The 21,704-nt window shown below is 56.5% G+C and carries 17 protein-coding genes; 12 read left to right on the plus strand and 5 right to left on the minus strand.

Features of this window, described 5'->3' with window-relative positions:
- Window positions 1-192 precede the first annotated feature (192 nt).
- The 6 genes from araB (at window position 193) to rluA (ending at window position 10,417) form a co-directional block, all read left to right on the plus strand.
- Window positions 193-1,902, plus strand: coding sequence for a ribulokinase (araB, locus tag IM290_RS00385; protein WP_045911006.1), 1,710 nt, complete (start codon window positions 193-195; stop codon window positions 1,900-1,902).
- 10 nt (window positions 1,903-1,912) lie between these two features.
- Window positions 1,913-3,415 (plus strand): L-arabinose isomerase, encoded by a 1,503-nt coding sequence (gene araA / locus IM290_RS00390; protein ID WP_015572656.1) that lies wholly within the window; start codon window positions 1,913-1,915, stop codon window positions 3,413-3,415.
- Window positions 3,416-3,501: 86 nt separating this feature from the next.
- Window positions 3,502-4,197: an L-ribulose-5-phosphate 4-epimerase gene (gene araD / locus IM290_RS00395; RefSeq protein ID WP_108394145.1), complete on the plus strand. Its 696-nt coding sequence runs from the start codon at window positions 3,502-3,504 to the stop codon at window positions 4,195-4,197.
- Window positions 4,198-4,353: 156 nt separating this feature from the next.
- Window positions 4,354-6,711: a DNA polymerase II gene (gene polB, locus IM290_RS00400; protein ID WP_193042050.1), complete on the plus strand. Its 2,358-nt coding sequence runs from the start codon at window positions 4,354-4,356 to the stop codon at window positions 6,709-6,711.
- 127 nt (window positions 6,712-6,838) lie between these two features.
- Window positions 6,839-9,745, plus strand: coding sequence for an RNA polymerase-associated protein RapA (rapA, locus tag IM290_RS00405; protein WP_015572654.1), 2,907 nt, complete (start codon window positions 6,839-6,841; stop codon window positions 9,743-9,745).
- Window positions 9,746-9,757: 12 nt separating this feature from the next.
- Window positions 9,758-10,417 (plus strand): bifunctional tRNA pseudouridine(32) synthase/23S rRNA pseudouridine(746) synthase RluA, encoded by a 660-nt coding sequence (rluA, locus tag IM290_RS00410; RefSeq protein ID WP_003856412.1) that lies wholly within the window; start codon window positions 9,758-9,760, stop codon window positions 10,415-10,417.
- A 31-nt stretch (window positions 10,418-10,448) separates the two neighbouring features.
- Here the strand turns inward: rluA and djlA are convergent, their stop codons facing one another.
- Window positions 10,449-11,264 (minus strand): co-chaperone DjlA, encoded by an 816-nt coding sequence (djlA, locus tag IM290_RS00415; protein ID WP_015572652.1) that lies wholly within the window; start codon window positions 11,262-11,264, stop codon window positions 10,449-10,451.
- Window positions 11,265-11,503: 239 nt separating this feature from the next.
- Here djlA and lptD point away from each other — a divergent pair, with 239 nt between their 5' ends.
- Genes lptD through apaH form a run of 6 tightly spaced genes read left to right on the plus strand, consistent with a single transcriptional unit; the run spans window position 11,504 to window position 18,233 of the window.
- Window positions 11,504-13,855 (plus strand): LPS assembly protein LptD, encoded by a 2,352-nt coding sequence (gene lptD, locus IM290_RS00420; RefSeq protein WP_193042049.1) that lies wholly within the window; start codon window positions 11,504-11,506, stop codon window positions 13,853-13,855.
- A 53-nt stretch (window positions 13,856-13,908) separates the two neighbouring features.
- Complete coding sequence (surA, locus tag IM290_RS00425; protein ID WP_017383803.1) at window positions 13,909-15,195, plus strand: peptidylprolyl isomerase SurA; 1,287 nt, start codon at window positions 13,909-13,911, stop codon at window positions 15,193-15,195.
- A complete protein-coding gene (gene pdxA / locus IM290_RS00430; protein ID WP_015572650.1) occupies window positions 15,195-16,181 on the plus strand; it encodes a 4-hydroxythreonine-4-phosphate dehydrogenase PdxA in 987 nt (328 codons plus the stop codon). Before surA ends, pdxA begins: the two co-directional genes overlap by 1 nt.
- Entirely contained in the window at window positions 16,178-16,999 is an 822-nt protein-coding gene (rsmA, locus tag IM290_RS00435) for a 16S rRNA (adenine(1518)-N(6)/adenine(1519)-N(6))-dimethyltransferase RsmA (protein WP_193042048.1), read from the plus strand. The genes pdxA and rsmA overlap by 4 nt, the downstream gene beginning before the upstream one ends.
- 3 nt (window positions 17,000-17,002) lie before the next feature.
- Complete coding sequence (apaG, locus tag IM290_RS00440; RefSeq protein ID WP_003856425.1) at window positions 17,003-17,380, plus strand: Co2+/Mg2+ efflux protein ApaG; 378 nt, start codon at window positions 17,003-17,005, stop codon at window positions 17,378-17,380.
- 4 nt (window positions 17,381-17,384) lie between these two features.
- Window positions 17,385-18,233: a bis(5'-nucleosyl)-tetraphosphatase (symmetrical) ApaH gene (gene apaH / locus IM290_RS00445; protein WP_015572649.1), complete on the plus strand. Its 849-nt coding sequence runs from the start codon at window positions 17,385-17,387 to the stop codon at window positions 18,231-18,233.
- Window positions 18,234-18,272: 39 nt separating this feature from the next.
- Here the strand turns inward: apaH and folA are convergent, their stop codons facing one another.
- The 4 genes from folA to IM290_RS00465 all read right to left on the minus strand — a co-directional run bounded on the left by folA (window position 18,273) and on the right by IM290_RS00465 (window position 21,594).
- Window positions 18,273-18,752: a type 3 dihydrofolate reductase gene (folA, locus tag IM290_RS00450; RefSeq protein ID WP_003856431.1), complete on the minus strand. Its 480-nt coding sequence runs from the start codon at window positions 18,750-18,752 to the stop codon at window positions 18,273-18,275.
- A 114-nt stretch (window positions 18,753-18,866) separates the two neighbouring features.
- Window positions 18,867-20,732, minus strand: a complete 1,866-nt coding sequence (gene kefC / locus IM290_RS00455; protein ID WP_023295908.1) for a glutathione-regulated potassium-efflux system protein KefC — start codon at window positions 20,730-20,732, stop codon at window positions 18,867-18,869.
- Window positions 20,725-21,255, minus strand: a complete 531-nt coding sequence (gene kefF, locus IM290_RS00460; RefSeq protein WP_193042047.1) for a glutathione-regulated potassium-efflux system oxidoreductase KefF — start codon at window positions 21,253-21,255, stop codon at window positions 20,725-20,727. Before kefF ends, kefC begins: the two co-directional genes overlap by 8 nt.
- Window positions 21,256-21,360: 105 nt before the next feature.
- A complete protein-coding gene (locus IM290_RS00465; RefSeq protein ID WP_003856439.1) occupies window positions 21,361-21,594 on the minus strand; it encodes a YgdI/YgdR family lipoprotein in 234 nt (77 codons plus the stop codon).
- Window positions 21,595-21,704 lie beyond the last annotated feature (110 nt).

Raw genomic sequence — 21,704 nt, forward strand, 5'->3', positions numbered from 1 at the left:
CAGTACGGGCAGATAAGCAGTAACAAAAGTGTCTATAAGTGCGGCAGAAATGTCCACATAGAATATTTGCACGGCGTCACACTTTGCGTGGCTACAGCAATTTAGTCCATAAGATTAGCGGATCCTGCCTGACGATTTTTGTCCCCAGTCTCTAATGTTCTTCCATACCTGTTTTTTGGATGGAGCAACACCATGGCAATTGCAATTGGCCTCGATTTTGGCAGCGACTCAGTTCGCGCGCTGGCAGTGGACTGTACGACTGGCCTGGAGATAGCAACCAGCGTTGAGTGGTATCCGCGCTGGCAAGAGGGGCGCTACTGCGATGCGCCGAACAACCAGTTCCGCCACCACCCGCGTGATTACATTGAATCAATGGAAGCGGCGATCAAAACCGTGCTGGCGGAGTTGACGGACGCCCAGCGGGCCGATGTCGTGGGGATTGGCGTTGACAGCACCGGCTCAACGCCTGCTCCTGTCGATGCCGAAGGCCGCGTACTGGCGCTGCGACCGGAGTTTGCCGACAACCCGAACGCCATGTTTGTACTGTGGAAAGACCATACCGCCGTGGAAGAGGCGGAAGCCATCACCCGCTTATGCCATCAGCCGGGCAAAACTGACTACTCCCGCTACATCGGCGGGATTTACTCCAGCGAGTGGTTCTGGGCCAAGATCCTGCACGTTACCCGCGCGGACGCGTCGGTCGCACAGGCAGCGGCATCATGGATTGAGCTATGCGACTGGGTTCCCGCCCTGCTCTCCGGCACCACTCGCCCGCAGGATATCCGCCGTGGCCGTTGCAGCGCCGGGCATAAATCGCTGTGGCATGAAAGCTGGGGGGGGCTGCCTCCGGCAGCGTTCTTCGATGAACTCGACCCGATCATCAACAAAAACCTGACATACCCGCTGTTTACCGACACCTTCACCGCCGATATTCCGGTCGGCACGCTCTGCGAAGAGTGGGCGAAACGCCTCGGTCTGCCGCAAAACGTGACCATTTCCGGCGGCGCGTTCGACTGCCATATGGGTGCCGTGGGCGCGGGTGCGCAGCCCAACACGCTGGTGAAAGTTATCGGCACCTCCACCTGTGACATTCTGACGGCAGATAAAGCCAGCGTCGGCGACCGCGCGGTGAAAGGCATTTGCGGTCAGGTTGACGGCAGCGTGGTACCCGATTTTATCGGCCTCGAAGCGGGTCAGTCCGCCTTCGGCGATATCTACGCCTGGTTTGGCCGCGTGCTCGGCTGGCCGCTGGATCAGCTGGCTGCCGCGCATCCTGAACTGAAAACGCAGATTACGGCGAGCAAAAAACAGCTCCTGCCGCAGCTCACCGAAGCCTGGGCAAAAAATCCGTCTCTCGACCACCTGCCGGTGGTGCTGGACTGGTTCAACGGCCGTCGTACGCCGTTTGCCAACCAGCGTCTGAAAGGAGTGATTACCGATCTCAACCTCGCGACCGACGCGCCCGCGCTGTTTGGCGGCCTGATCGCCGCCACCGCATTCGGCGCGCGCGCCATTATGGAGTGCTTCACCGGGCAGGGCATTGACGTGAACAACGTGATGGCGCTGGGCGGCATCGCCCGTAAAAACCCGGTGATTATGCAGGCCTGCTGCGACGTGCTGAACCGGCCGCTGCAAATTGTGGCCTCCGATCAGTGCTGTGCGCTGGGCGCGGCGATTTTCGCTGCCGTGGCCGCAGGCGTACATGCGGATATCCCGACCGCGCAACAGCATATGGCGAGCGCCGTCGAAAGTACGCTCCAGCCGCAGACTCAGCAGGCACAACGCTTTGAACAGCTTTATCAGCGCTACCAGCAATGGGCAAAAAGCGCCGAACTTCACTATCTCCCTGTCGCCGCCCCGGCCAAAAGCACCGCGGATACTACGGCAACCCTGACACATTAAGGACACGATAATGACCATTTTTAATAATTATGAAGTGTGGTTTGTGATTGGCAGCCAGCATTTGTACGGACCGGAAGCGTTGCAGCAGGTGACGAAACACGCGGAGCACGTTGTGAATGCGCTGAACGCGGAAGCCAAACTGCCGTGCAAACTGGTGCTGAAGCCGCTGGGTACCACCCCGGACGAAATCACCAACATTTGCCGCGATGCCAATTACGATGACAAATGCGCTGGCCTGGTGGTGTGGCTGCACACCTTCTCGCCAGCCAAAATGTGGATCAACGGCCTGGCTATCCTCAACAAACCGCTGCTGCAATTCCACACGCAGTTCAACGCCTCCCTGCCGTGGGACAGCATCGACATGGACTTCATGAACCTGAACCAGACCGCGCACGGCGGCCGCGAGTTCGGCTTCATCGGCGCGCGCATGCGTCAACAGCATGCCGTGGTGACCGGGCACTGGCAGGACGGTCAGGCACAAAAACGCATTGGCTCCTGGATGCGTCAGGCGGTATCTAAGCAGGATACCCGCCACCTGAAAGTGGTGCGTTTCGGCGACAACATGCGCGAAGTGGCGGTCACCGACGGTGATAAAGTGGCCGCGCAGATTAAATTTGGCTTCTCCGTCAACACCTGGGCGGTGGGCGACCTGGTGCAGGTGGTGAATGACATCAGCGATGGCGACGTTAACGCGCTGGTGGACGAGTACGAAAGCAGCTATCGCCTGACGCCTGCGGCACAGGTCAACGGTGACAAGCGCCAGAACGTGCTGGATGCCGCACGTATTGAGCTGGGCATGAAGCGTTTTCTGGAACAGGGCGGCTTCCATGCCTTCACCACCACCTTTGAAGATCTCCACGGCCTGAAACAGCTCCCGGGTCTGGCGGTACAACGTCTGATGCAGCAGGGCTACGGCTTTGCGGGCGAAGGCGACTGGAAAACTGCCGCTCTGCTTCGCATCATGAAGGTGATGTCGACCGGTCTACAGGGCGGCACCTCTTTTATGGAGGACTACACCTACCACTTCGAGAACGGCAACGATCTGGTGCTCGGCTCGCACATGCTGGAAGTGTGTCCATCCATCGCGGTTGAAGAGAAACCGATCCTCGACGTGCAGTACCTCGGCATTGGCGGCAAAGCGGATCCGGCCCGTCTGATCTTCAACACCCGTACCGGCCCGGCCATTAACGCCAGCCTGATTGACCTCGGCGATCGTTTCCGCCTGCTGGTGAACTGCGTCGATGCGGTTGAAACCCCGCATTCTCTGCCGAAGCTGCCGGTCGCCAACGCTTTGTGGAAAGCACAGCCTGACCTGCCAACCGCCTCGGAAGCCTGGATCCTGGCCGGCGGCGCGCACCACACCGTATTCAGCCACGCGCTTGACCTGAACGATATGCGTCAGTTTGCCGAGCTGCACGACATCGAACTGACCGTAATTGATAACGACACCCGTCTGCCAGCCTTTAAAGACGCGCTGCGCTGGAACGAAGTCTATTACGGTTCAAAACGCTAAGTACGGAGTGCCCGGTGGCACTTCGTTTACCGGGCCTACGGTTCTGTAGGCCGGATAAGCGCAGCGCCATCCGGCAGGAGACGACAATGTTAGAAGATCTCAAACGTCAGGTACTCGAAGCCAACCTGGCGCTGCCAAAACATAACCTCGTAACCCTGACATGGGGCAACGTCAGCGCCGTTGACCGGGAAAAAGGGGTGTTCGTGATCAAGCCTTCCGGCGTGGATTACACGGTAATGACCGCAGAAGACATGGTGGTGGTCAGCATCGAAACGGGTGAAGTGGTTGAAGGCAATAAAAAGCCCTCCTCCGATACGCCCACTCATCGCCTGCTGTATCAGGCCTTCCCGACCATCGGCGGGATTGTGCATACCCATTCGCGTCACGCGACCATCTGGGCGCAGGCGGGCCAGCCTATTCCGGCCACCGGCACCACCCACGCGGACTACTTTTACGGCACCATTCCCTGCACGCGTCTGATGACCGATGCGGAGATCGGCGGTGAGTACGAATGGGAAACGGGGAACGTGATTGTCGAAACCTTCGAAAAACAGGGAATCGACGCGACGCAAATGCCCGGCGTGCTGGTGCACTCCCACGGCCCGTTTGCCTGGGGTAAAAACGCGGAGGACGCGGTGCACAACGCGATCGTGCTGGAGGAAGTCGCCTATATGGGGATCTTCTGCCGCCAGCTGGCACCGCAGCTGCCGGATATGCAGCAAACCCTGCTGGATAAGCATTACCTGCGTAAGCACGGTGCGAAAGCCTACTACGGGCAGTAAACCCTTGCCCGGTGACGCTGCGCTTACCGGGCCTGCGGAACCTGTAGGCCGGATAAGCGCAGCGCCATCCGGCGGAACGGGCACTGTATAAAACCCCAGCAAACACCCCTCAACCAGGCTATAATCAGGCCTGGTTTTGTTTTATGGGATAACGCCGTGACGCAGGCGCAAGAAGGCTTTTTACTGACCAGACACTGGCGGGATACCCCTCAGGGTACTGAGGTTGAATTCTGGCTGGCAACGGACAACGGCCCACTAAACGTTACGCTCCCGCCGCAGGAGTCCGTGGCCTTTATTCCTGAAGCTCACGTCGAGAAAGTGAAACAACTGCTGCGCGGCGAAAACAACTGGCGCCTTACGCCGCTTCAGCTGAAAGATTTCCACCGCCAGCCGGTTTACGGCCTCTACTGCCGCGCCCATCGCCAGTTAATGCGCTATGAAAAACTGCTCCGTGAAGCGGGCGTGACGCTTTACGAGGCCGACATTCGCCCGCCTGAACGCTTTCTGATGGAGCGGTTTATCACCGCCCCCGTCTGGGTAGATGGCGCCGCGCAAAACGGCAGGATCGTTAACGCGCGCCTGAAGCCTAATCCGCACTATCGCCCGCCGCTAAAGTGGGTGTCGCTGGATATTGAAACCACCCGCCACGGCGAACTGTACTGCATTGGCCTGGAAGGCTGTGGGCAGCGGGTTGTCTATATGCTCGGGCCGCCGAACGGCGATGCGTCCGCGCTGGATTTTAATCTGGAGTACGTCAACAGCCGCCCGCAACTGCTGGAGAAGCTTAACCAGTGGTTTGCCGAGCACGATCCGGATGTTCTGATCGGCTGGAACGTAGTGCAGTTTGACCTGCGCGTGCTGCAAAAACATGCCGAGCGTTACCGTATCCCGCTGATTCTGGGGCGCGGCAACAGCGAGCTGGAGTGGCGTGAGCACGGTTTCAAGAACGGTGTTTTCTTCGCGCAGGCTAACGGTCGCCTGATTATCGACGGCATCGAGGCGCTGAAATCCGCCTTCTGGAACTTCTCTTCCTTCTCGCTGGAAGCGGTCGCCCAGGAACTGCTCGGCGAAGGTAAATCCATCGACAATCCCTGGGACCGAATGGACGAGATCGACCGGCGCTTTAATGAAGATAAGCCGGCGCTCGCTACCTATAACCTGAAGGATTGCGAGCTGGTGACGCAGATCTTCCACAAAACCGAGATTATGTCGTTCCTGCTGGAGCGGGCGACGGTGAACGGCCTTGCGGTCGACAGGCACGGCGGCTCGGTAGCGGCCTTCAGCCACCTCTATTTCCCCCGGATGCACCGGGCAGGGTATGTCGCCCCTAACCTTGGCGACGTGCCGCCGCAGGCCAGCCCCGGCGGTTACGTGATGGATTCACGGCCCGGACTGTATGACTCGGTGCTTGTGCTGGATTATAAAAGCCTGTACCCGTCAATTATCCGCACGTTTCTGATTGATCCGGTGGGGCTGGTAGAGGGGATGGCGCAGCCAGACGATGCGCACAGCACCGAAGGTTTTCTTGGAGCTCGCTTCTCGCGCGAAAAACACTGCCTGCCCGAAATTGTGGGAAACATCTGGCACGGCCGCGACGAGGCCAAGCGCCACGGCAACAAGCCGCTCTCACAGGCGCTGAAAATCATTATGAACGCCTTTTACGGCGTGCTGGGTACCAGCGCCTGCCGCTTCTTTGATCCCCGTCTGGCGTCGTCCATCACCATGCGCGGGCACGACATTATGCGCCAGACCAAAGCGCTGATTGAATCCCGGGGCTATGACGTTATTTATGGCGATACCGACTCCACCTTTGTCTGGCTGAAAGCGGCCCATTCAGAAGACGACGCTGCGCGAATCGGCAAAGAACTGGTCGCCTACGTGAACGACTGGTGGCGCGAAAATTTGCAAAAAGAGCGGTTAACCAGCGCGTTAGAGCTGGAGTTTGAAACCCATTTTGCCCGCTTTTTAATGCCGACCATTCGCGGAACCGACCAGGGCAGCAAGAAGCGCTACGCCGGGCTGATTGAGGAAGGTGACACGCAGCGGATGGTCTTTAAAGGGCTGGAGACGGTGCGCACCGACTGGACGCCACTGGCGCAGCAGTTCCAGCAAACCCTCTACCTGCGGGTGTTTCGCAACGAGCCCTATCAGGACTACGTGCGCGACACCATCGCCAGCCTGATGGCCGGTGAACTGGATGACCAGCTGGTATATCGCAAGCGCCTGCGCCGCCCGCTGGCCGAATATCAACGTAACGTTCCTCCCCACGTACGCGCCGCGCGGCTGGCGGATGAAGAGAATGTTCGCCGGGGCCGTGCGCCGCAGTATCAGAACCGGGGTACGATCAAATACGTCTGGACAACTAACGGCCCGGAACCCGTTGATTACCAGCAGTCTCCGCTCGATTACGATCACTACCTGACCCGCCAGCTTCAGCCGGTTGCGGAGGGAATTTTACCGTTCATCAATGACGACTTTGCTACACTAGTGACAGGACAACTTGGGCTATTTTGACGCGTGACGAAACCGTTGCCATCCAGTACCATAGCGCCCTTTCCATTCCCGGACCCATTTTTCGATGACCGTCTTTTTTGACGGGGTCGAACTATTGCCTGCAATTAAAGATTAGAGCCGAACAACTATGCCTTTTACACTTGGTCAACGCTGGATCAGCGATACAGAAAGCGAACTTGGATTAGGAACCGTCGTTGCCGTCGATGCGCGCATGGTTACCCTCCTTTTCCCTGCTACCGGTGAAAACCGCCTGTACGCTCGCAATGACTCCCCTGTTACCCGCGTAATGTTCAATCCGGGCGACACCGTGACCAGCCACGAAGGCTGGCAGCTGAAGGTTGAAGACGTAAAAGAAGAGAATGGACTGCTCGCCTACATTGGAACGCGTCTTGATACCGACGAGACGAATGTTATCCTGCGTGAAGTGCTGCTCGACAGCAAACTGGTTTTCAGCAAGCCGCAGGACCGTCTGTTTGCCGGGCAAATCGACCGAATGGATCGCTTCTCCCTGCGCTACCGCGCGCGTAAGTTCCAGAGTGAACAGTACCGCATGCCGTGGAGCGGCCTGCGCGGCCAGCGTACCAGCCTTATTCCCCATCAGCTGAATATCGCCCATGACGTGGGCCGTCGCCATGCGCCTCGCGTGCTGCTGGCTGACGAAGTGGGCCTGGGTAAAACCATCGAAGCAGGCATGATCCTGCACCAGCAGCTGCTCTCTGGCGCTGCCGAGCGCGTGCTGATTGTGGTGCCGGAAACGCTGCAACACCAGTGGCTGGTCGAGATGCTGCGCCGCTTTAACCTGCGCTTCTCCCTGTTCGACGACGAGCGCTATGCCGAAGCCCAGCACGACGCGGACAACCCGTTTGAAACCGAACAGCTGGTGATCTGCTCCCTGGACTTCGTACGCCGCAGCAAGCAGCGCCTGGAGCACCTGTGCGACGCAGAATGGGATCTGATGGTCGTCGACGAAGCACACCACCTCGTCTGGAGCGAAGATGCGCCAAGCCGTGAATACATGGCGATTGAGCAGCTTGCCGAGCGCGTACCGGGCGTTCTGCTTCTGACCGCCACCCCGGAGCAGCTGGGTCTTGAGAGCCACTTCGCCCGTCTGCGCCTGCTCGATCCGAACCGTTTCCACGATTTTGAGCAGTTTGTTGAAGAGCAGAAAAACTACCGTCCGGTGGCGGACGCCGTCGCGCTGCTGCTGGCCGGTAATCGTCTCTCTAATGATGAACTTAACACCCTCAGCGATCTGATCGGCGAGCAGGATATTGAGCCGCTGCTTCAGGCCGCGAACAGCGACAGCGATAATGCGGGATCTGCGCGTAAAGAGCTGATCGACATGCTGATGGACCGTCACGGCACCAGCCGCGTGCTGTTCCGCAACACCCGTAACGGCGTGAAAGGCTTCCCGAAACGCGAGCTGCACACCATCAAACTGCCGCTGCCGACTCAGTACCAGACGGCGATTAAAGTCTCCGGCATTATGGGCACCCGTAAATCAGCGGAAGATCGCGCGCGCGATATGCTCTACCCGGAGCAAATTTATCAGGAATTTGAAGGCGACACTGGCACCTGGTGGAACTTCGATCCGCGCGTGGAGTGGTTAATGGGTTATCTGACCGCGCACCGTTCCCGGAAGGTGCTGGTGATCTGCGCCAAGGCAGCCACCGCCCTGCAACTTGAACAAGTGCTGCGCGAGCGCGAAGGTATTCGCGCCGCCGTGTTCCATGAAGGCATGTCTATTATCGAGCGCGACCGCGCTGCGGCGTGGTTTAGTGAAGAGGACAGCGGCGCGCAGGTTCTGCTGTGCTCCGAAATCGGTTCTGAAGGCCGTAACTTCCAGTTCGCCAGCAATCTGGTGATGTTCGATCTGCCGTTTAACCCGGATCTGCTGGAGCAGCGTATCGGCCGTCTGGATCGTATCGGTCAGGCGCACGATATTCAGATCCACGTTCCGTATCTGGAGAAAACCGCCCAGTCCGTTCTGGTTCGCTGGTACCACGAAGGCCTGGATGCGTTTGAACATACCTGCCCGACGGGCCGCACCATTTATGACCAGGTGCATAGCGATCTGATCGGTTACCTCGCGGCTCCGGAAAACACCGAGGGCTTTGATGAGCTGATCAAATCCTGTCGAGAGAAGCACGACGCGCTGAAAGCTCAGCTGGAGCAGGGTCGCGATCGCCTGCTGGAGATCCACTCCAACGGCGGTGAAAAAGCGCAGCAGCTGGCCGAAAGTATCGAAGAACAGGACGATGACACCAGCCTGATCAGCTTCTCCATGAACCTGTTCGACATCGTCGGCATTAACCAGGACGATCGCGGCGAGAACATGATCGTGCTGACCCCGTCCGATCATATGCTGGTGCCGGATTTCCCGGGCCTGCCGGAAGACGGCTGCACCATCACCTTTGAGCGTGATGTGGCGCTTTCCCGCGAAGATGCACAGTTCATCACCTGGGAGCACCCGCTGATCCGCAACGGTCTGGATCTGATCCTCTCCGGCGATACCGGCAGCAGCACCATCTCCCTGTTGAAGAACAAAGCCTTGCCTGTGGGCACGCTGCTGGTGGAGCTGATCTACGTTGTGGAAGCGCAGGCGCCGAAACAGCTTCAGCTTAACCGCTTCCTGCCGCCAACTCCGGTGCGTCTGCTGCTGGATAAAAACGGTACGAACCTGGCCGGCCAGGTGGAGTTTGAAAGCTTCAACCGTCAGCTGAGCGCGGTGAACCGCCATACCGGCAGCAAGCTGGTGAATGCGGTGCAGCAGGACGTGCATGCCATTCTGCAACTGGGTGAAGCCCAGGCCGAAAAAGCGGCCAGAGTGCTGATCGATGCGGCGCGTAGCGAAGCCGATGAGAAGCTTTCTGCCGAGCTGTCGCGTCTGGAAGCGTTGAAAGCAGTGAACCCTAACATTCGTGACGATGAGCTGGCCGCCATTGAGAGCAACCGCCAGCAGGTGCTGGAAAGCCTGAATCAGGCGGGATGGCGTCTCGACGCCCTGCGTCTTATCGTTGTGACGCATCAGTAAGCGGAGCGCAAGATGGTAATGGAGCCCTACAATCCCCCGATGGATCCGTGGCTGGTCATTCTGTATCAGGACGAGCACATTATGGTGGTTAACAAGCCGAGCGGCTTGTTATCCGTGCCGGGGCGTCTGGAAGAGCATAAAGACAGCGTGATGACGCGTATCCAGCGTGATTATCCCCAGGCCGAGTCTGTCCATCGTCTGGATATGGCGACCAGCGGCGTGATTGTGGTGGCTCTGAATAAAGCGGCAGAACGCGAGCTGAAGCGTCAGTTCCGCGAGCGCGAGCCGAAGAAACAGTATGTCGCGCGCGTCTGGGGCCATCCGGCGCAGGCGGAAGGGCTGGTGGATTTACCGCTGATTTGCGACTGGCCGAACCGGCCAAAGCAGAAGGTGTGTTACGAAACCGGCAAGGCCGCGCAAACCGAGTATGAAGTGCTGGAGTACGCGCCGGATAACACCGCGCGCGTCCTGCTGAAGCCGATTACCGGGCGCTCCCACCAGCTGCGTGTGCATATGCTTGCGATGGGTCACCCCATTCTGGGGGACAGATTCTATGCGCCGCCGGAAGCGCTGGCGTTAGCGCCGCGCCTGCAACTGCATGCGCAGACGCTCACCATCACCCACCCTGCTTTCGGCAACGCCATGACGTTCAAAGCCCCGGTGGACTTCTGAAAAAATGGCACGACACTGTCGGGCCATTTTTTTATTTAAAACCTTTCTGCTCTTTAATTAGCTCGTAGGCTTTCTGGATTTCCTGCGCTTTCTGTTTCGCCATCTCCATCATCTCTGGCGGCAGGCCTTTCGCCACCAGCTTATCCGGATGGTGCTCGCTCATCAGCTTACGATAGGCGCGTTTGATGGTCGTGACATCGTCAGACGGCTTCACGCCGAGGACGTTACAGGCATCTTCAAGCGTAGGGCCACGCTGCGCCTGCTGCCAGCCGCCGCCGGACGATTGCTGCTGATAACCGCCGCCAAAGTGCGCGCCGCCCTGCATCATGCGCAGGAACTGATCGAACTGCATGCGGGAAATGCCCAACTCTTCAGCAATCACATACAGGACGTCCCGTTCATTCGGATGCAGAGAGCCATCCGCGAAGGCGGCCTGGATTTGAATTTCCAGAAACATCCGAATTAAATCAAAACGCCCGAAACAGATGCTACGGAACTGCCGCATTTTTTCACGCAGCGGGTAGTGATCTGATTTACCAATCCGGAACGCATTCTGCGCCGCGATGCGGGATTCGCCGTGCAGATTCATGCGATCCATAAAGACGCTGGCCACCTGAATATCGGCTTCCGTTACGCGTCCTTTTGATTTGGTTAAGTGCCCCATCACCTCGAAGGTGGTGGAGAAAAAGAGTGACTGGCGCTCGCGCTGGTTGGCAAACCAGGCCATTTTGCGGCTGCGTGCTTTATCAAACATATGGCCGATAATGAGGCCAAGAACGACACCCCAGAATCCGGCACCCATAATAATTGCGAACGCAACGCCGATTATTTTACCCCAATACTGCATATACTCCCCGAATGGTCATGTTCCTGGCCGACGCAACGCCATCATTACAGTGGTCGCGCCACGGTCAATTGAGGGACATCGCCTATAATTTGCATTATCATACTCGTCATTCGATAGCGAGCCTAACACTCTGGCGCGCAAACGGGCAGGATTAACGCTGGTACTGCGCTGATGAGTAAGATAGTCTCTGAGCGTTTGTAAGCCGTAGCCACTGATGACGGAACAATAAAATACAACGTATGAAAAAAAGTATCCCCACCCTTCTGGCCACAATGATTGGCACCGCCCTGTATAGCCAACAGGGGCTCGCAGCCGATCTCGCCTCGCAGTGTATGCTTGGCGTCCCAAGTTACAATCGCCCACTGGTGAAAGGCGATACGAATGACTTACCCGTCACCATTAATGCCGACAGTGCAAAAGGTAATTATCCTGACAATGCGACCTTTACGGGCAATGTCGATATTAACCAGGGAAACAGTCGCCTGCTTGCTGACGAAGTGCAATTGCACCAGAAGCAACCGGAAGGTGCTCAGGCGCCTGTCCGTACGGTGGATGCGCTGGGTAATGTGCACTATGACGACAATCAGGTCATCCTGAAAGGTCCGAAAGCCTGGTCGAATCTGAATACCAAAGACACCAACGTCTGGGAAGGTGATTACCAGATGGTCGGTCGTCAGGGGCGCGGTACCGCGGACCTGATGAAGCAGCGCGGCGAAAACCGCTACACCATTCTCGAAAACGGCACGTTTACCTCCTGTTTGCCAGGGTCAAATACCTGGAGCGTTGTGGGCAGTGAAGTGATCCACGACCGTGAAGAACAGGTTGCAGAGATCTGGAACGCCCGTTTTAAACTCGGCCCGGTGCCCATTTTCTATAGCCCTTACCTGCAACTGCCTGTGGGTGACAAACGTCGTTCAGGTTTCCTGATCCCGAACGCCAAGTACAGCACGTCGAACTACTTTGAGTTCTACCTGCCGTACTACTGGAACATTGCGCCCAACATGGACGCCACGATCACGCCGCACTATATCCATAAGCGCGGTAACATCATGTGGGAGAACGAATTCCGCTATCTGACCAAGGCGGGCGCGGGTCTGATGGAATTTGATTATCTGCCATCAGATAAGGTGTTCCAGGACGAGCATCCGAGCGAAGGTGATAAGCACCGCTGGATGTACTACTGGAAGCACGCCGGGGTATTGGATCAGGTGTGGCGCTTCAACATCGACTACACCAAAGTCAGCGATCCGTATTACTTCAACGACTTTGATTCTAAATACGGCTCCAGTACCGACGGTTACGCCACGCAGAAATTCAGCGTGGGCTACGCCATTGAGAACTTTGACGCGACGGTGTCGACCAAACAGTTCCAGGTATTTGATACGCAATCGCGTAGTACCTATGGTGCCGAGCCGCAGCTGGACGTGAACTGGTACCAGAACGATGTGGGTCCTTTCGACACGCGCGTTTACGCTCAGGCGGTCCATTTCGTCAACACCAACTCGGATATGCCGGAATCAACGCGTCTGCATATCGAGCCGACGATCAATCTGCCGTGGTCAAACGACTGGGCGAGCCTGAATACCGAAGCTAAGCTGATGGCCACCCACTACCAGCAGAAAAATCTGGACTGGTATAACAAACGCTATGGCACCGATCTTGAAGAGTCGGTAAACCGTACGCTTCCGCAATTCAAAATGGACGGGAAGCTGATCTTCGAACGTGATATGGGCCTTCTCGCCGATGGATACACCCAGACGCTTGAGCCGCGTATGCAGTATCTGTACGTGCCTTATCGCGATCAGAGCAAAATTCAAAACTACGACTCTTCCTTCCTGCAATCAGACTACAGCGGCCTGTTCCGTGACCGTACCTACGGCGGGCTTGACCGTATTGCGTCTGCTAACCAGTTAACGACTGGCGTCACAACGCGCGTATATGATGATGCTGCCGTTGAACGTTTTAACGTTTCTGTTGGTCAAATCTACTATTTCACCGAGTCTCGTACCGGTGATGACGACATTAACTGGGAGAAAGACAACAAAACGGGCTCACTGGTATGGGCGGGCGACACCTACTGGCGCATGACGGATCGTTGGGGTCTGCGCGGTGGTGTTCAGTACGATACACGACTGGACAATATCGCGACGGGCAGCGCAGCCATCGAATACCGTCGTGATGAAGACCGCATGTTGCAGTTGACGTACCGTTACGCCAGCCCGGAGTATATCCAGGCGACGCTGCCAAACTATGCGAATACAGACCAATACAAAGACGGTATTTCACAGGTGGGTACCGCCGCGAGCTGGCCGATCGCCGATCGTTGGTCAGTCGTCGGGGCCTACTACTATGACACGAATGCCCAAAAACCTGCTGACCAGATGCTGGGTCTGCAATACAACTCCTGCTGTTACGCAATACGTGTCGGTTACGAACGCAAACTTAACGGCTGGGATACGCAAAACAGTCAGGGCAAATATGATAACGTGATCGGCTTTAATATCGAGTTGCGCGGCCTGAGTTCCAACTACGGTCTGGGCACGCAGCAGATGCTGCGCTCGAACATTCTGCCGTATCGTAGTTCATTGTAATGTGCTTGATTTACAACGTAATCCGCTTTGCGGTTAATTGAAATGGAAAAAGTATGAAGAACTGGAAAACGCTGCTACTCGGTGTCGCTATGGTTGCGAATACCAGCTTCGCGGCCCCACAGGTTGTCGATAAAGTCGCGGCTGTGGTTAACAACGGCGTCGTGCTTGAAAGTGACGTTGACGGTTTGATGAAATCTGTAAAGCTCAACTCGGGCGAAGCAGGTCAACAGCTTCCGGATGACGCTACGCTGCGCCACCAGATCCTGGAGCGTCTGATCATGGATCAGATTGTTCTTCAGATGGGCCAGAAAATGGGCGTGACGATCTCTGACGAGCAGCTCGATCAGGCGATCGCCAACATTGCAAAGCAGAACAACATTACCCCGGATCAGATGCGTAGCCGCCTGGCCTATGACGGCATCAGCTATGCCACCTACCGTAATCAGATCCGTAAAGAGATGCTGATTTCAGAAGTGCGTAACAATGAAGTCCGTCGCCGCGTCACCATCCTGCCTCAGGAAGTGGATGCCCTGGCAAAACAGGTGGGGAATCAGAATGATGCCAGCACTGAGCTTAACCTGAGCCACATCCTGATCCCACTGCCGGAAAACCCAACTTCCGATCAGGCGGCTGAGGCGGAAAGCCAGGCGCGCGCTATCGTTGAGCAGGCGCGTAATGGTGATGACTTCGGCAAGCTGGCGATCACGTACTCTGCTGACCAGCAGGCGCTGAAAGGCGGCCAGATGGGCTGGGGCCGTATTCAGGAGCTGCCATCCCTGTTTGCCCAGGCGCTGAGCACGGCGAAGAAAGGCGACATCGTCGGTCCAATCCGTTCCGGTGTGGGCTTCCACATTCTGAAAGTGAATGACCTGCGCGGCCAGAGCCAGAACATTTCGGTTACCGAAGTACATGCGCGTCATATCCTGCTTAAGCCGTCTCCGATCATGACTGACGATCAGGCTCGTGCGAAGCTGGAACAGATCGCCGCAGACATCAAGAGCGGTAAAACCACCTTCGATAAAGCGGCAAAAGAGTTCTCTCAGGATCCTGGCTCTGCAAACCAGGGCGGTGACCTGGGTTGGGCGGCAGCGGATATTTACGATCCGGCTTTCCGCGATGCGTTAATGAAGCTGAATAAAGGCCAGATGAGCGCGCCGGTACACTCCTCCTTCGGCTGGCATCTGATCCAGCTGATGGACACGCGCAACGTGGATAAAACCGACGCGGCGCAGAAAGACCGTGCGTATCGCATGCTGTTTAACCGTAAGTTCTCTGAAGAAGCCGCAACCTGGATGCAGGAACAACGCGCCAGCGCTTACGTGAAAGTGTTGAGCAACTGATGAAACCGCATCGTGTTGTGATCACCCCCGGCGAACCCGCCGGGATTGGGCCTGACCTTGTGGTTCAGCTCGCCCAGCGCAGCTGGCCGGTAGAGTTGGTTGTCTGCGCAGATGCAACACTGTTACAAGACCGGGCAGCTTTGCTCGGTCTGCCTTTAACGCTCCTCCCTTACGTTGAAGGCCAACAGCCCGCACCGCAGCAGGCGGGTACTCTCACCCTGCTTTCTGTTCCGCTCCGTGCGCCTGTTGTCCCCGGTGAGTTACACACCGAAAACGGCCACTACGTTGTCGAGACGCTGGCGCGCGCCTGTGACGGTTGCCTTCAGGGCGAATTTGCCGCCCTGATCACCGGTCCGGTGCATAAAGGCGTGATCAATGACGCGGGCATTCCGTTTACCGGGCATACCGAATTTTTCGAAGAGCGTTCGCACAGCCCGAAAGTGGTGATGATGCTGGCAACCGAAGCAATGCGCGTTGCGCTGGTAACAACGCACCTGCCGATCAAAGCCATTCCGGATGCCATTACGCCTGAACTCTTGCGTGAGATCATTGGCATTTTGCATCACGATCTGCAAACCAAATTCGGCATTCCGCAGCCGCATGTGCTGGTTTGCGGCCTGAATCCGCACGCGGGTGAGGGCGGACATATGGGCACCGAAGAGATCGACACCATCATTCCGGTGCTTGAGGAGATGCGGGCGAAGGGGATGAACCTCAGCGGGCCTCTGCCTGCCGACACCCTTTTCCAGCCCAAATACCTGGATAATGCCGACGCCGTACTCGCGATGTACCACGATCAGGGTCTGCCCGTGCTAAAATACCAGGGCTTTGGCCGCGGGGTGAATATCACCCTCGGTTTACCCTTTATTCGAACGTCCGTTGACCACGGTACTGCGCTGGATCTGGCAGGCCAGGGAAAAGCGGATGTCGGCAGTTTTATTACGGCGCTTAATCTCGCCATCAAAATGATTGTTAATACTCAATGACTAATCGAGTCCATCAGGGCCACTTAGCCCGTAAACGCTTCGGGCAAAACTTCCTCAACGATCAGTTTGTGATCGACAGTATCGTTTCTGCCATTAATCCGCAGAAAGGTCAGGCCATGGTCGAAATCGGCCCGGGTCTTGCCGCGCTGACCGAGCCGGTAGGCGAACGCCTCGACGAACTGACCGTTATCGAACTCGACCGCGATCTGGCCGCGCGTCTGCAAACGCACCCGTTCCTCGGGCCGAAGCTGAAGATTTATCAGCAGGATGCGATGACCATGAACTTTGGCGAACTGTCAGAAAAAATGGGACAGCCGCTGCGCGTGTTCGGTAACCTGCCGTACAACATCTCCACCCCGCTGATGTTCCATCTGTTTAGCTATACTGATGCCATTGCCGACATGCACTTCATGTTGCAAAAAGAGGTCGTTAACCGTCTGGTTGCAGGGCCGAACAGTAAAGCGTATGGTCGTTTAAGCGTGATGGCGCAATATTACTGCAACGTGATCCCGGTATTAGAAGTACCGCCTTCCGCATTCACGCCACCGCCAAAGGTAGATTCTGCGGTTGTGCGCCTGGTGCCACATAAAACGATGCCGTACCCGGTCAAAGACCTGCGCGTGCTGAGCCGTATCACGACAGAAGCCTTTAACCAGCGCCGTAAAACGATTCGTAACAGCCTTGGCAATCTGTTTACCGTTGACGTATTAGCTGAGTTGGGCATCGACCCGGCAATGCGTGCGGAAAATATTTCCGTAGAGCAGTACTGCAAGCTGGCTAATTACATCAGCGACAATGCGCCGCAGAAGGAGAGCTAAGCCATGATTGATTCGCCCCGCGTCTGTGTTCAGGTTCAAAGCGTCTACATTGAGTCCCAATCCACACCGGATGAAGAACGTTTTGTCTTTGCTTATACCGTAACCATTCGCAATCTGGGGCGGATGCCTGTGCAACTGCTCGGGCGCTACTGGCTTATCACCAACGGCAATGGCCGTGAAATTGAAGTCCAGGGCGAAGGTGTGGTCGGTGAACAACCCCATATCGCCCCTGGCGAAGAGTATCAGTACACCAGCGGCGCGGTCATTGAAACGCCGCTGGGTACCATGCAGGGCCATTACGAAATGGTCGATGCCGACGGTAATGCTTTCCGCATTGCTATTCCCGTATTCCGTCTCGCCGTACCTACACTTATTCATTAATCTAATGTCTACATATCTGATTGGCGACGTTCACGGTTGCTACGATGAACTGATCGCATTATTAAAACAGGTCGACTTCACCCCGGGGCAGGACACGCTCTGGCTGACGGGCGACTTAGTGGCGCGCGGTCCCGGTTCCCTGGACGTCCTCCGCTATGTCAAATCGCTGGGTGACAGCGTGCGCATGGTGCTGGGCAACCACGATCTGCATCTGCTGGCCGTATACGCCGGGATCAGCCGTAATAAGCCGAAAGATCGCATTACCCCCCTGCTGGAAGCACCGGATGCCGATGAGTTGCTCAACTGGCTGCGTCGCCAGCCGCTGCTACAGATTGACGAAGAGAAAAAACTGGTGATGGCGCATGCCGGCATCACGCCTCAGTGGGATCTTGAGACGGCAAAAACCTGCGCGCGCGACGCCGAAGCGGTGCTGGCGAGCGACTCCTACCCGTTCTTCCTTGATGCGATGTACGGCGACATGCCAAATAACTGGAGTGATGACCTCAGCGGCCTGGCACGACTGCGTTTTATCACCAATGCTTTTACGCGGATGCGCTACTGCTTCCCGAACGGGCAACTGGATATGTATTGCAAAGATACGCCTGAAAATGCCCCTGCGCCGCTTAAGCCATGGTTTGCGATTCCGGGCCCCGTGACAAACGAATACAGTGTGGTATTTGGACACTGGGCATCGCTGGAAGGAAAAGGCACCCCGGAAAATATCTATGCGCTGGATACCGGATGCTGCTGGGGCGGGGATTTAACCTGCTTACGCTGGGAAGATAAAACCTACTTTGTGCAGCCATCCAACCGACAGCTGGACTTAGGCGAGGGTGAGGCAGTCGCCTCCTGAAGATGTTTATCCTCTCCCTTCGGGGAGAGGATAAAACCGTTAACGACGTTCCAGAATTTCGAAGCAGTAGCTGTGTGAGTTCTGCGCATCCGCATCGTGAAACTCACTGAATACGGACTCCCACTCGTCCGGATCGTAATCCGGGAAATGGGTATCCCCTTCCACTTCCGCATCAATGTGCGTCAGATACAGTTTCTGCGCTTTAGGCAGGAACTGCTCATACACACGCCCCCCGCCGATCACCATGATCTCTTCGGCATCGCCGCAGGCGGCAATTGCTTCATCAACGGACTTAACCCACTGAACGCGATCGTCAGTGCCCGGCTGGCTACTGATCACAATATTCTTACGACCCGGCAGTGGACGACCAATCGACTCCCAGGTCAGGCGGCCCATCACTACCGGCTTGTTTAACGTAGTACGTTTAAACCATGCGAGATCGGCAGGCAGGTTCCACGGCATGGCGTTTTCCATGCCGATAACGCGGTCTACCGCCAGCGCTGCAATCAGACTGATCATTGAAAATTTCCCGGATGCAAAAAATTGCCGCCACTATACGGAAAGCTTAATCTTTCGTCGACTGGCGGCAGGGTAAAGAATTAGAAATTTTTTAATATTGCTGGCAACTCCACTTCACGCAGAGGGTTTACTCTCCGGTTCATCCGCAGGATCACCAGTATGCTTGCCCTCTTCCGTTCCTTGCCAGCCGTGGCGCTGAACCAGCGACAGATGATTACGATCCTCGTTGATGATCTCCGTCAGCATGGTGCTGGTGCGTTTAAACACCGCAGCGCGTTCGGTTGCCGTACTGCTCGCCATCGCCACCATCTCTTCCACCATCTCATGATTAAAACGGCGGAACAGATCGGCACGCTCACGCGCTTCATACGCACCAAGCCCCAGGCTTTCCAGCGCCATGCGGCCAGATTTAAGCGCCCCTTCGAAGGTTTCGCGTTCAGGGGCTGCCACACCCGCCTGACGCAGCTGGATGTAGTGATCCACATCGCGCGCACGGGAGATAATGGTCAGATGCGGAAAATGCTCTTTAACCAGCTCAACCATCTGCATACTGGTCTCTGGATCGTCAATGGCATTAATCAACACCTCGGCTTTCGCCGCCCCGGCGGATTCCAGCAGATCAACTCGGGTCGCATCACCGTAAAACACTTTCATATCGAATTTACGCAGCGTATCGACATGGTCAGGATCGTGATCGAGGATAACCATTTTGACTCCGCTGGAGAGCAGTAAACGGCCAGTAATCTGCCCGAATCGGCCAAATCCGGCGATGATCACCCGCGGCTGCTCCTCGTCGATCTCATCGGCTTCTCGCTCCTGTTCGCTTCCCGTTTTTTCCAGACGCGTCAGCAGCACCAGCAGGATCGGCGTTGCGGCCATCGACAGCGCAACCGCCAGCGTCAGCGCTTTTGCCCATTCAGGATCGAGTACATTTGCCATCTGCGCTGCGCCAAAGACCACGAAAGCAAACTCACTCCCCTGCCCCAGTAGCACGGCAAACCAGCGGCGCTGCGGTTTTGGCACATTTAACGGGCGGGCAATCAGCCACAGCATCGCCATTTTAATGACCAGGAAACCCACCAGCAGAATGATGATGCGCAGCGGATGGGTTACCAGCGTCCCGAAGTCGATAGACATCCCGACGCCGATGAAAAACAGCCCCAGCAGCAGTCCTTTAAACGGCTCGATATCGCTTTCCAGCGCGTGACGGTATTCGGAGCTTGCCAGTAAGACCCCTGCGAGGAACGCGCCCATTGCCATCGACAGCCCGGCCTCTTCCAGCAGCAATCCAAAACCAAACACCAGGAATAACGCAACGGCGCTGAATACTTCGCGCAGGCCAGAGCGAGCAACAAAGCGCAGCAGCGGACGCGTTACGTAGCGACCAAGCAGAACAACCAGCGCCAGCGCACCGGCAACCTTCAGCGCTGATAAGGCAAATGCTCCCAGCGTCGTTGATGCGCCGCTGGCTGCCAGCAGCGGGATCATCGCCACCAGCGGGATGGCGGCAATATCCTGGAACAACAGTACGGAGAAGGTGCTGCGCCCCATTTGCGACACCGTCAGGTTACGCTCGTTCATTGCCTGCATGGCAATCGCCGTCGAGGAGAGCGCCAGCGTCATGCCGATCAGCTCTGCGACTTTCCACTCCATCCCCAGCAGAATGCAGAACCCGCCCAACAGCAGACCGCAGGCCAGCATTTGCAGGGCGCCACCGCCAAACACCGAGGCGCGCAGTTTCCACAGCCGCTGCGGATCCAGCTCCAGACCAATCACAAACAGCATCAGCACCACGCCGATCTCCGCAAAATGCAGGATCGACTCGGCATCCGTCACCAGCCGAAAGCCCCAGGGGCCAATCACACACCCGGCAATCAGATAGCCGAGCACCGAGCCCAGCCCCAGACGAACCGCCACTGGCACAATTAATGCCGCCGCGCCGAGGTAAATCAGCGCCTGTATCAGCGTATGGCTATCCATTGTGCGTCTCCTGCCACTCAAGTAAACGTTGTTTGTAGTGACGAGCCTGCGCCTGCAAGGTTTCATCGTCGCAGACAAAGGTACAGTGCATCGCAAAAGGCGGAAGCCAGTTCAGACCGCAGTAAAGGGCAGTAGCCTGGAGCGGCTGCGCCAGCACGTCAAATCCGGGGAAGGCGCCAATCTCAAAGTGGCTTTCCCCCCCTCCGGTGGTAACAGCCCACATCAGGCTTTTGCCCTGAAGCGCGTTGCCGTTGTGTCCATATGCCCAACCGTGGGAGAAAACTTTGTCGATCCACAATTTCAGCAGCGGAGGCGTGCTGTACCACTGCATCGGATGCTGCCAGACGATCAGATCGGCACGGGAGAGCGCCTCCTGTTCGGCGGCGACATCGATATTAAAATCAGGATAGAGTTGATAGAGGGAACGTATCTCTACGTTTTCGAGCGTCCCTGCCTGCTCAAGCATCCGCTTATTCGCATGCGAGTGCTGCGGATAGGGGTGCGCATAAATTATCAGAATCATTGAGTAGCCTGTTGTTTTACCGCCTTCTTTTACCAGAAGAGTGTAGACAGTAATTCAACAGGCTAATAGTGAATATTATTGACGGGCTAACGTCAGAAATCTGAATTAGTTATCCAGCTCGCCCATTGATTTAACCTGGTCACGGTTAATCTGTTCAGTTTGACCGGTTTCGGCGTTTTTGTACGATACCAGACCGGTATCGTCATCCACCTGCGGTTTCCCGTCAGTAACAATCGTTTTGCCATCGGTGGTTTTTACGGCCTGATTGGACGAACAGCCCGCCACGGTGAACATTGCGGTGGCAGCCAGAACGGAAGCGATCAGTAGTTTATTTTGCATGGTGTATTCCCCTGCTCTCAGTTGAATTTTCGTTATCGACCTAACTATTTTAGGCTAACTGACTGAAAGCGGATGAAAAACCAGAAGGTTCTTAAGATGGGAAAATTGCC

The sequence above is a fragment of the Enterobacter cloacae complex sp. S1 genome (assembly GCF_014930525.1).
Lineage (GTDB): Bacteria > Pseudomonadota > Gammaproteobacteria > Enterobacterales > Enterobacteriaceae > Enterobacter > Enterobacter hormaechei_C.

Excerpts from the sequence above, each read along its gene's own strand:
- araB (WP_045911006.1), top strand. The coding sequence starts at position 193 with ATGGCAATTGCAATTGGCCTCGATTTTGGCAGCGACTCAGTTCGCGCG.
- araA (WP_015572656.1), top strand. The coding sequence starts at position 1,913 with ATGACCATTTTTAATAATTATGAAGTGTGGTTTGTGATTGGCAGCCAG.
- araD (WP_108394145.1), top strand. The coding sequence starts at position 3,502 with ATGTTAGAAGATCTCAAACGTCAGGTACTCGAAGCCAACCTGGCGCTG.
- rapA (WP_015572654.1), top strand. The coding sequence starts at position 6,839 with ATGCCTTTTACACTTGGTCAACGCTGGATCAGCGATACAGAAAGCGAA.
- rluA (WP_003856412.1), top strand. The coding sequence starts at position 9,758 with ATGGTAATGGAGCCCTACAATCCCCCGATGGATCCGTGGCTGGTCATT.
- djlA (WP_015572652.1), bottom strand. The coding sequence starts at position 11,264 with ATGCAGTATTGGGGTAAAATAATCGGCGTTGCGTTCGCAATTATTATG.
- lptD (WP_193042049.1), top strand. The coding sequence starts at position 11,504 with ATGAAAAAAAGTATCCCCACCCTTCTGGCCACAATGATTGGCACCGCC.
- surA (WP_017383803.1), top strand. The coding sequence starts at position 13,909 with ATGAAGAACTGGAAAACGCTGCTACTCGGTGTCGCTATGGTTGCGAAT.
- pdxA (WP_015572650.1), top strand. The coding sequence starts at position 15,195 with ATGAAACCGCATCGTGTTGTGATCACCCCCGGCGAACCCGCCGGGATT.
- rsmA (WP_193042048.1), top strand. The coding sequence starts at position 16,178 with ATGACTAATCGAGTCCATCAGGGCCACTTAGCCCGTAAACGCTTCGGG.
- apaG (WP_003856425.1), top strand. The coding sequence starts at position 17,003 with ATGATTGATTCGCCCCGCGTCTGTGTTCAGGTTCAAAGCGTCTACATT.
- apaH (WP_015572649.1), top strand. The coding sequence starts at position 17,385 with ATGTCTACATATCTGATTGGCGACGTTCACGGTTGCTACGATGAACTG.
- folA (WP_003856431.1), bottom strand. The coding sequence starts at position 18,752 with ATGATCAGTCTGATTGCAGCGCTGGCGGTAGACCGCGTTATCGGCATG.
- kefC (WP_023295908.1), bottom strand. The coding sequence starts at position 20,732 with ATGGATAGCCATACGCTGATACAGGCGCTGATTTACCTCGGCGCGGCG.
- kefF (WP_193042047.1), bottom strand. The coding sequence starts at position 21,255 with ATGATTCTGATAATTTATGCGCACCCCTATCCGCAGCACTCGCATGCG.
- IM290_RS00465 (WP_003856439.1), bottom strand. The coding sequence starts at position 21,594 with ATGCAAAATAAACTACTGATCGCTTCCGTTCTGGCTGCCACCGCAATG.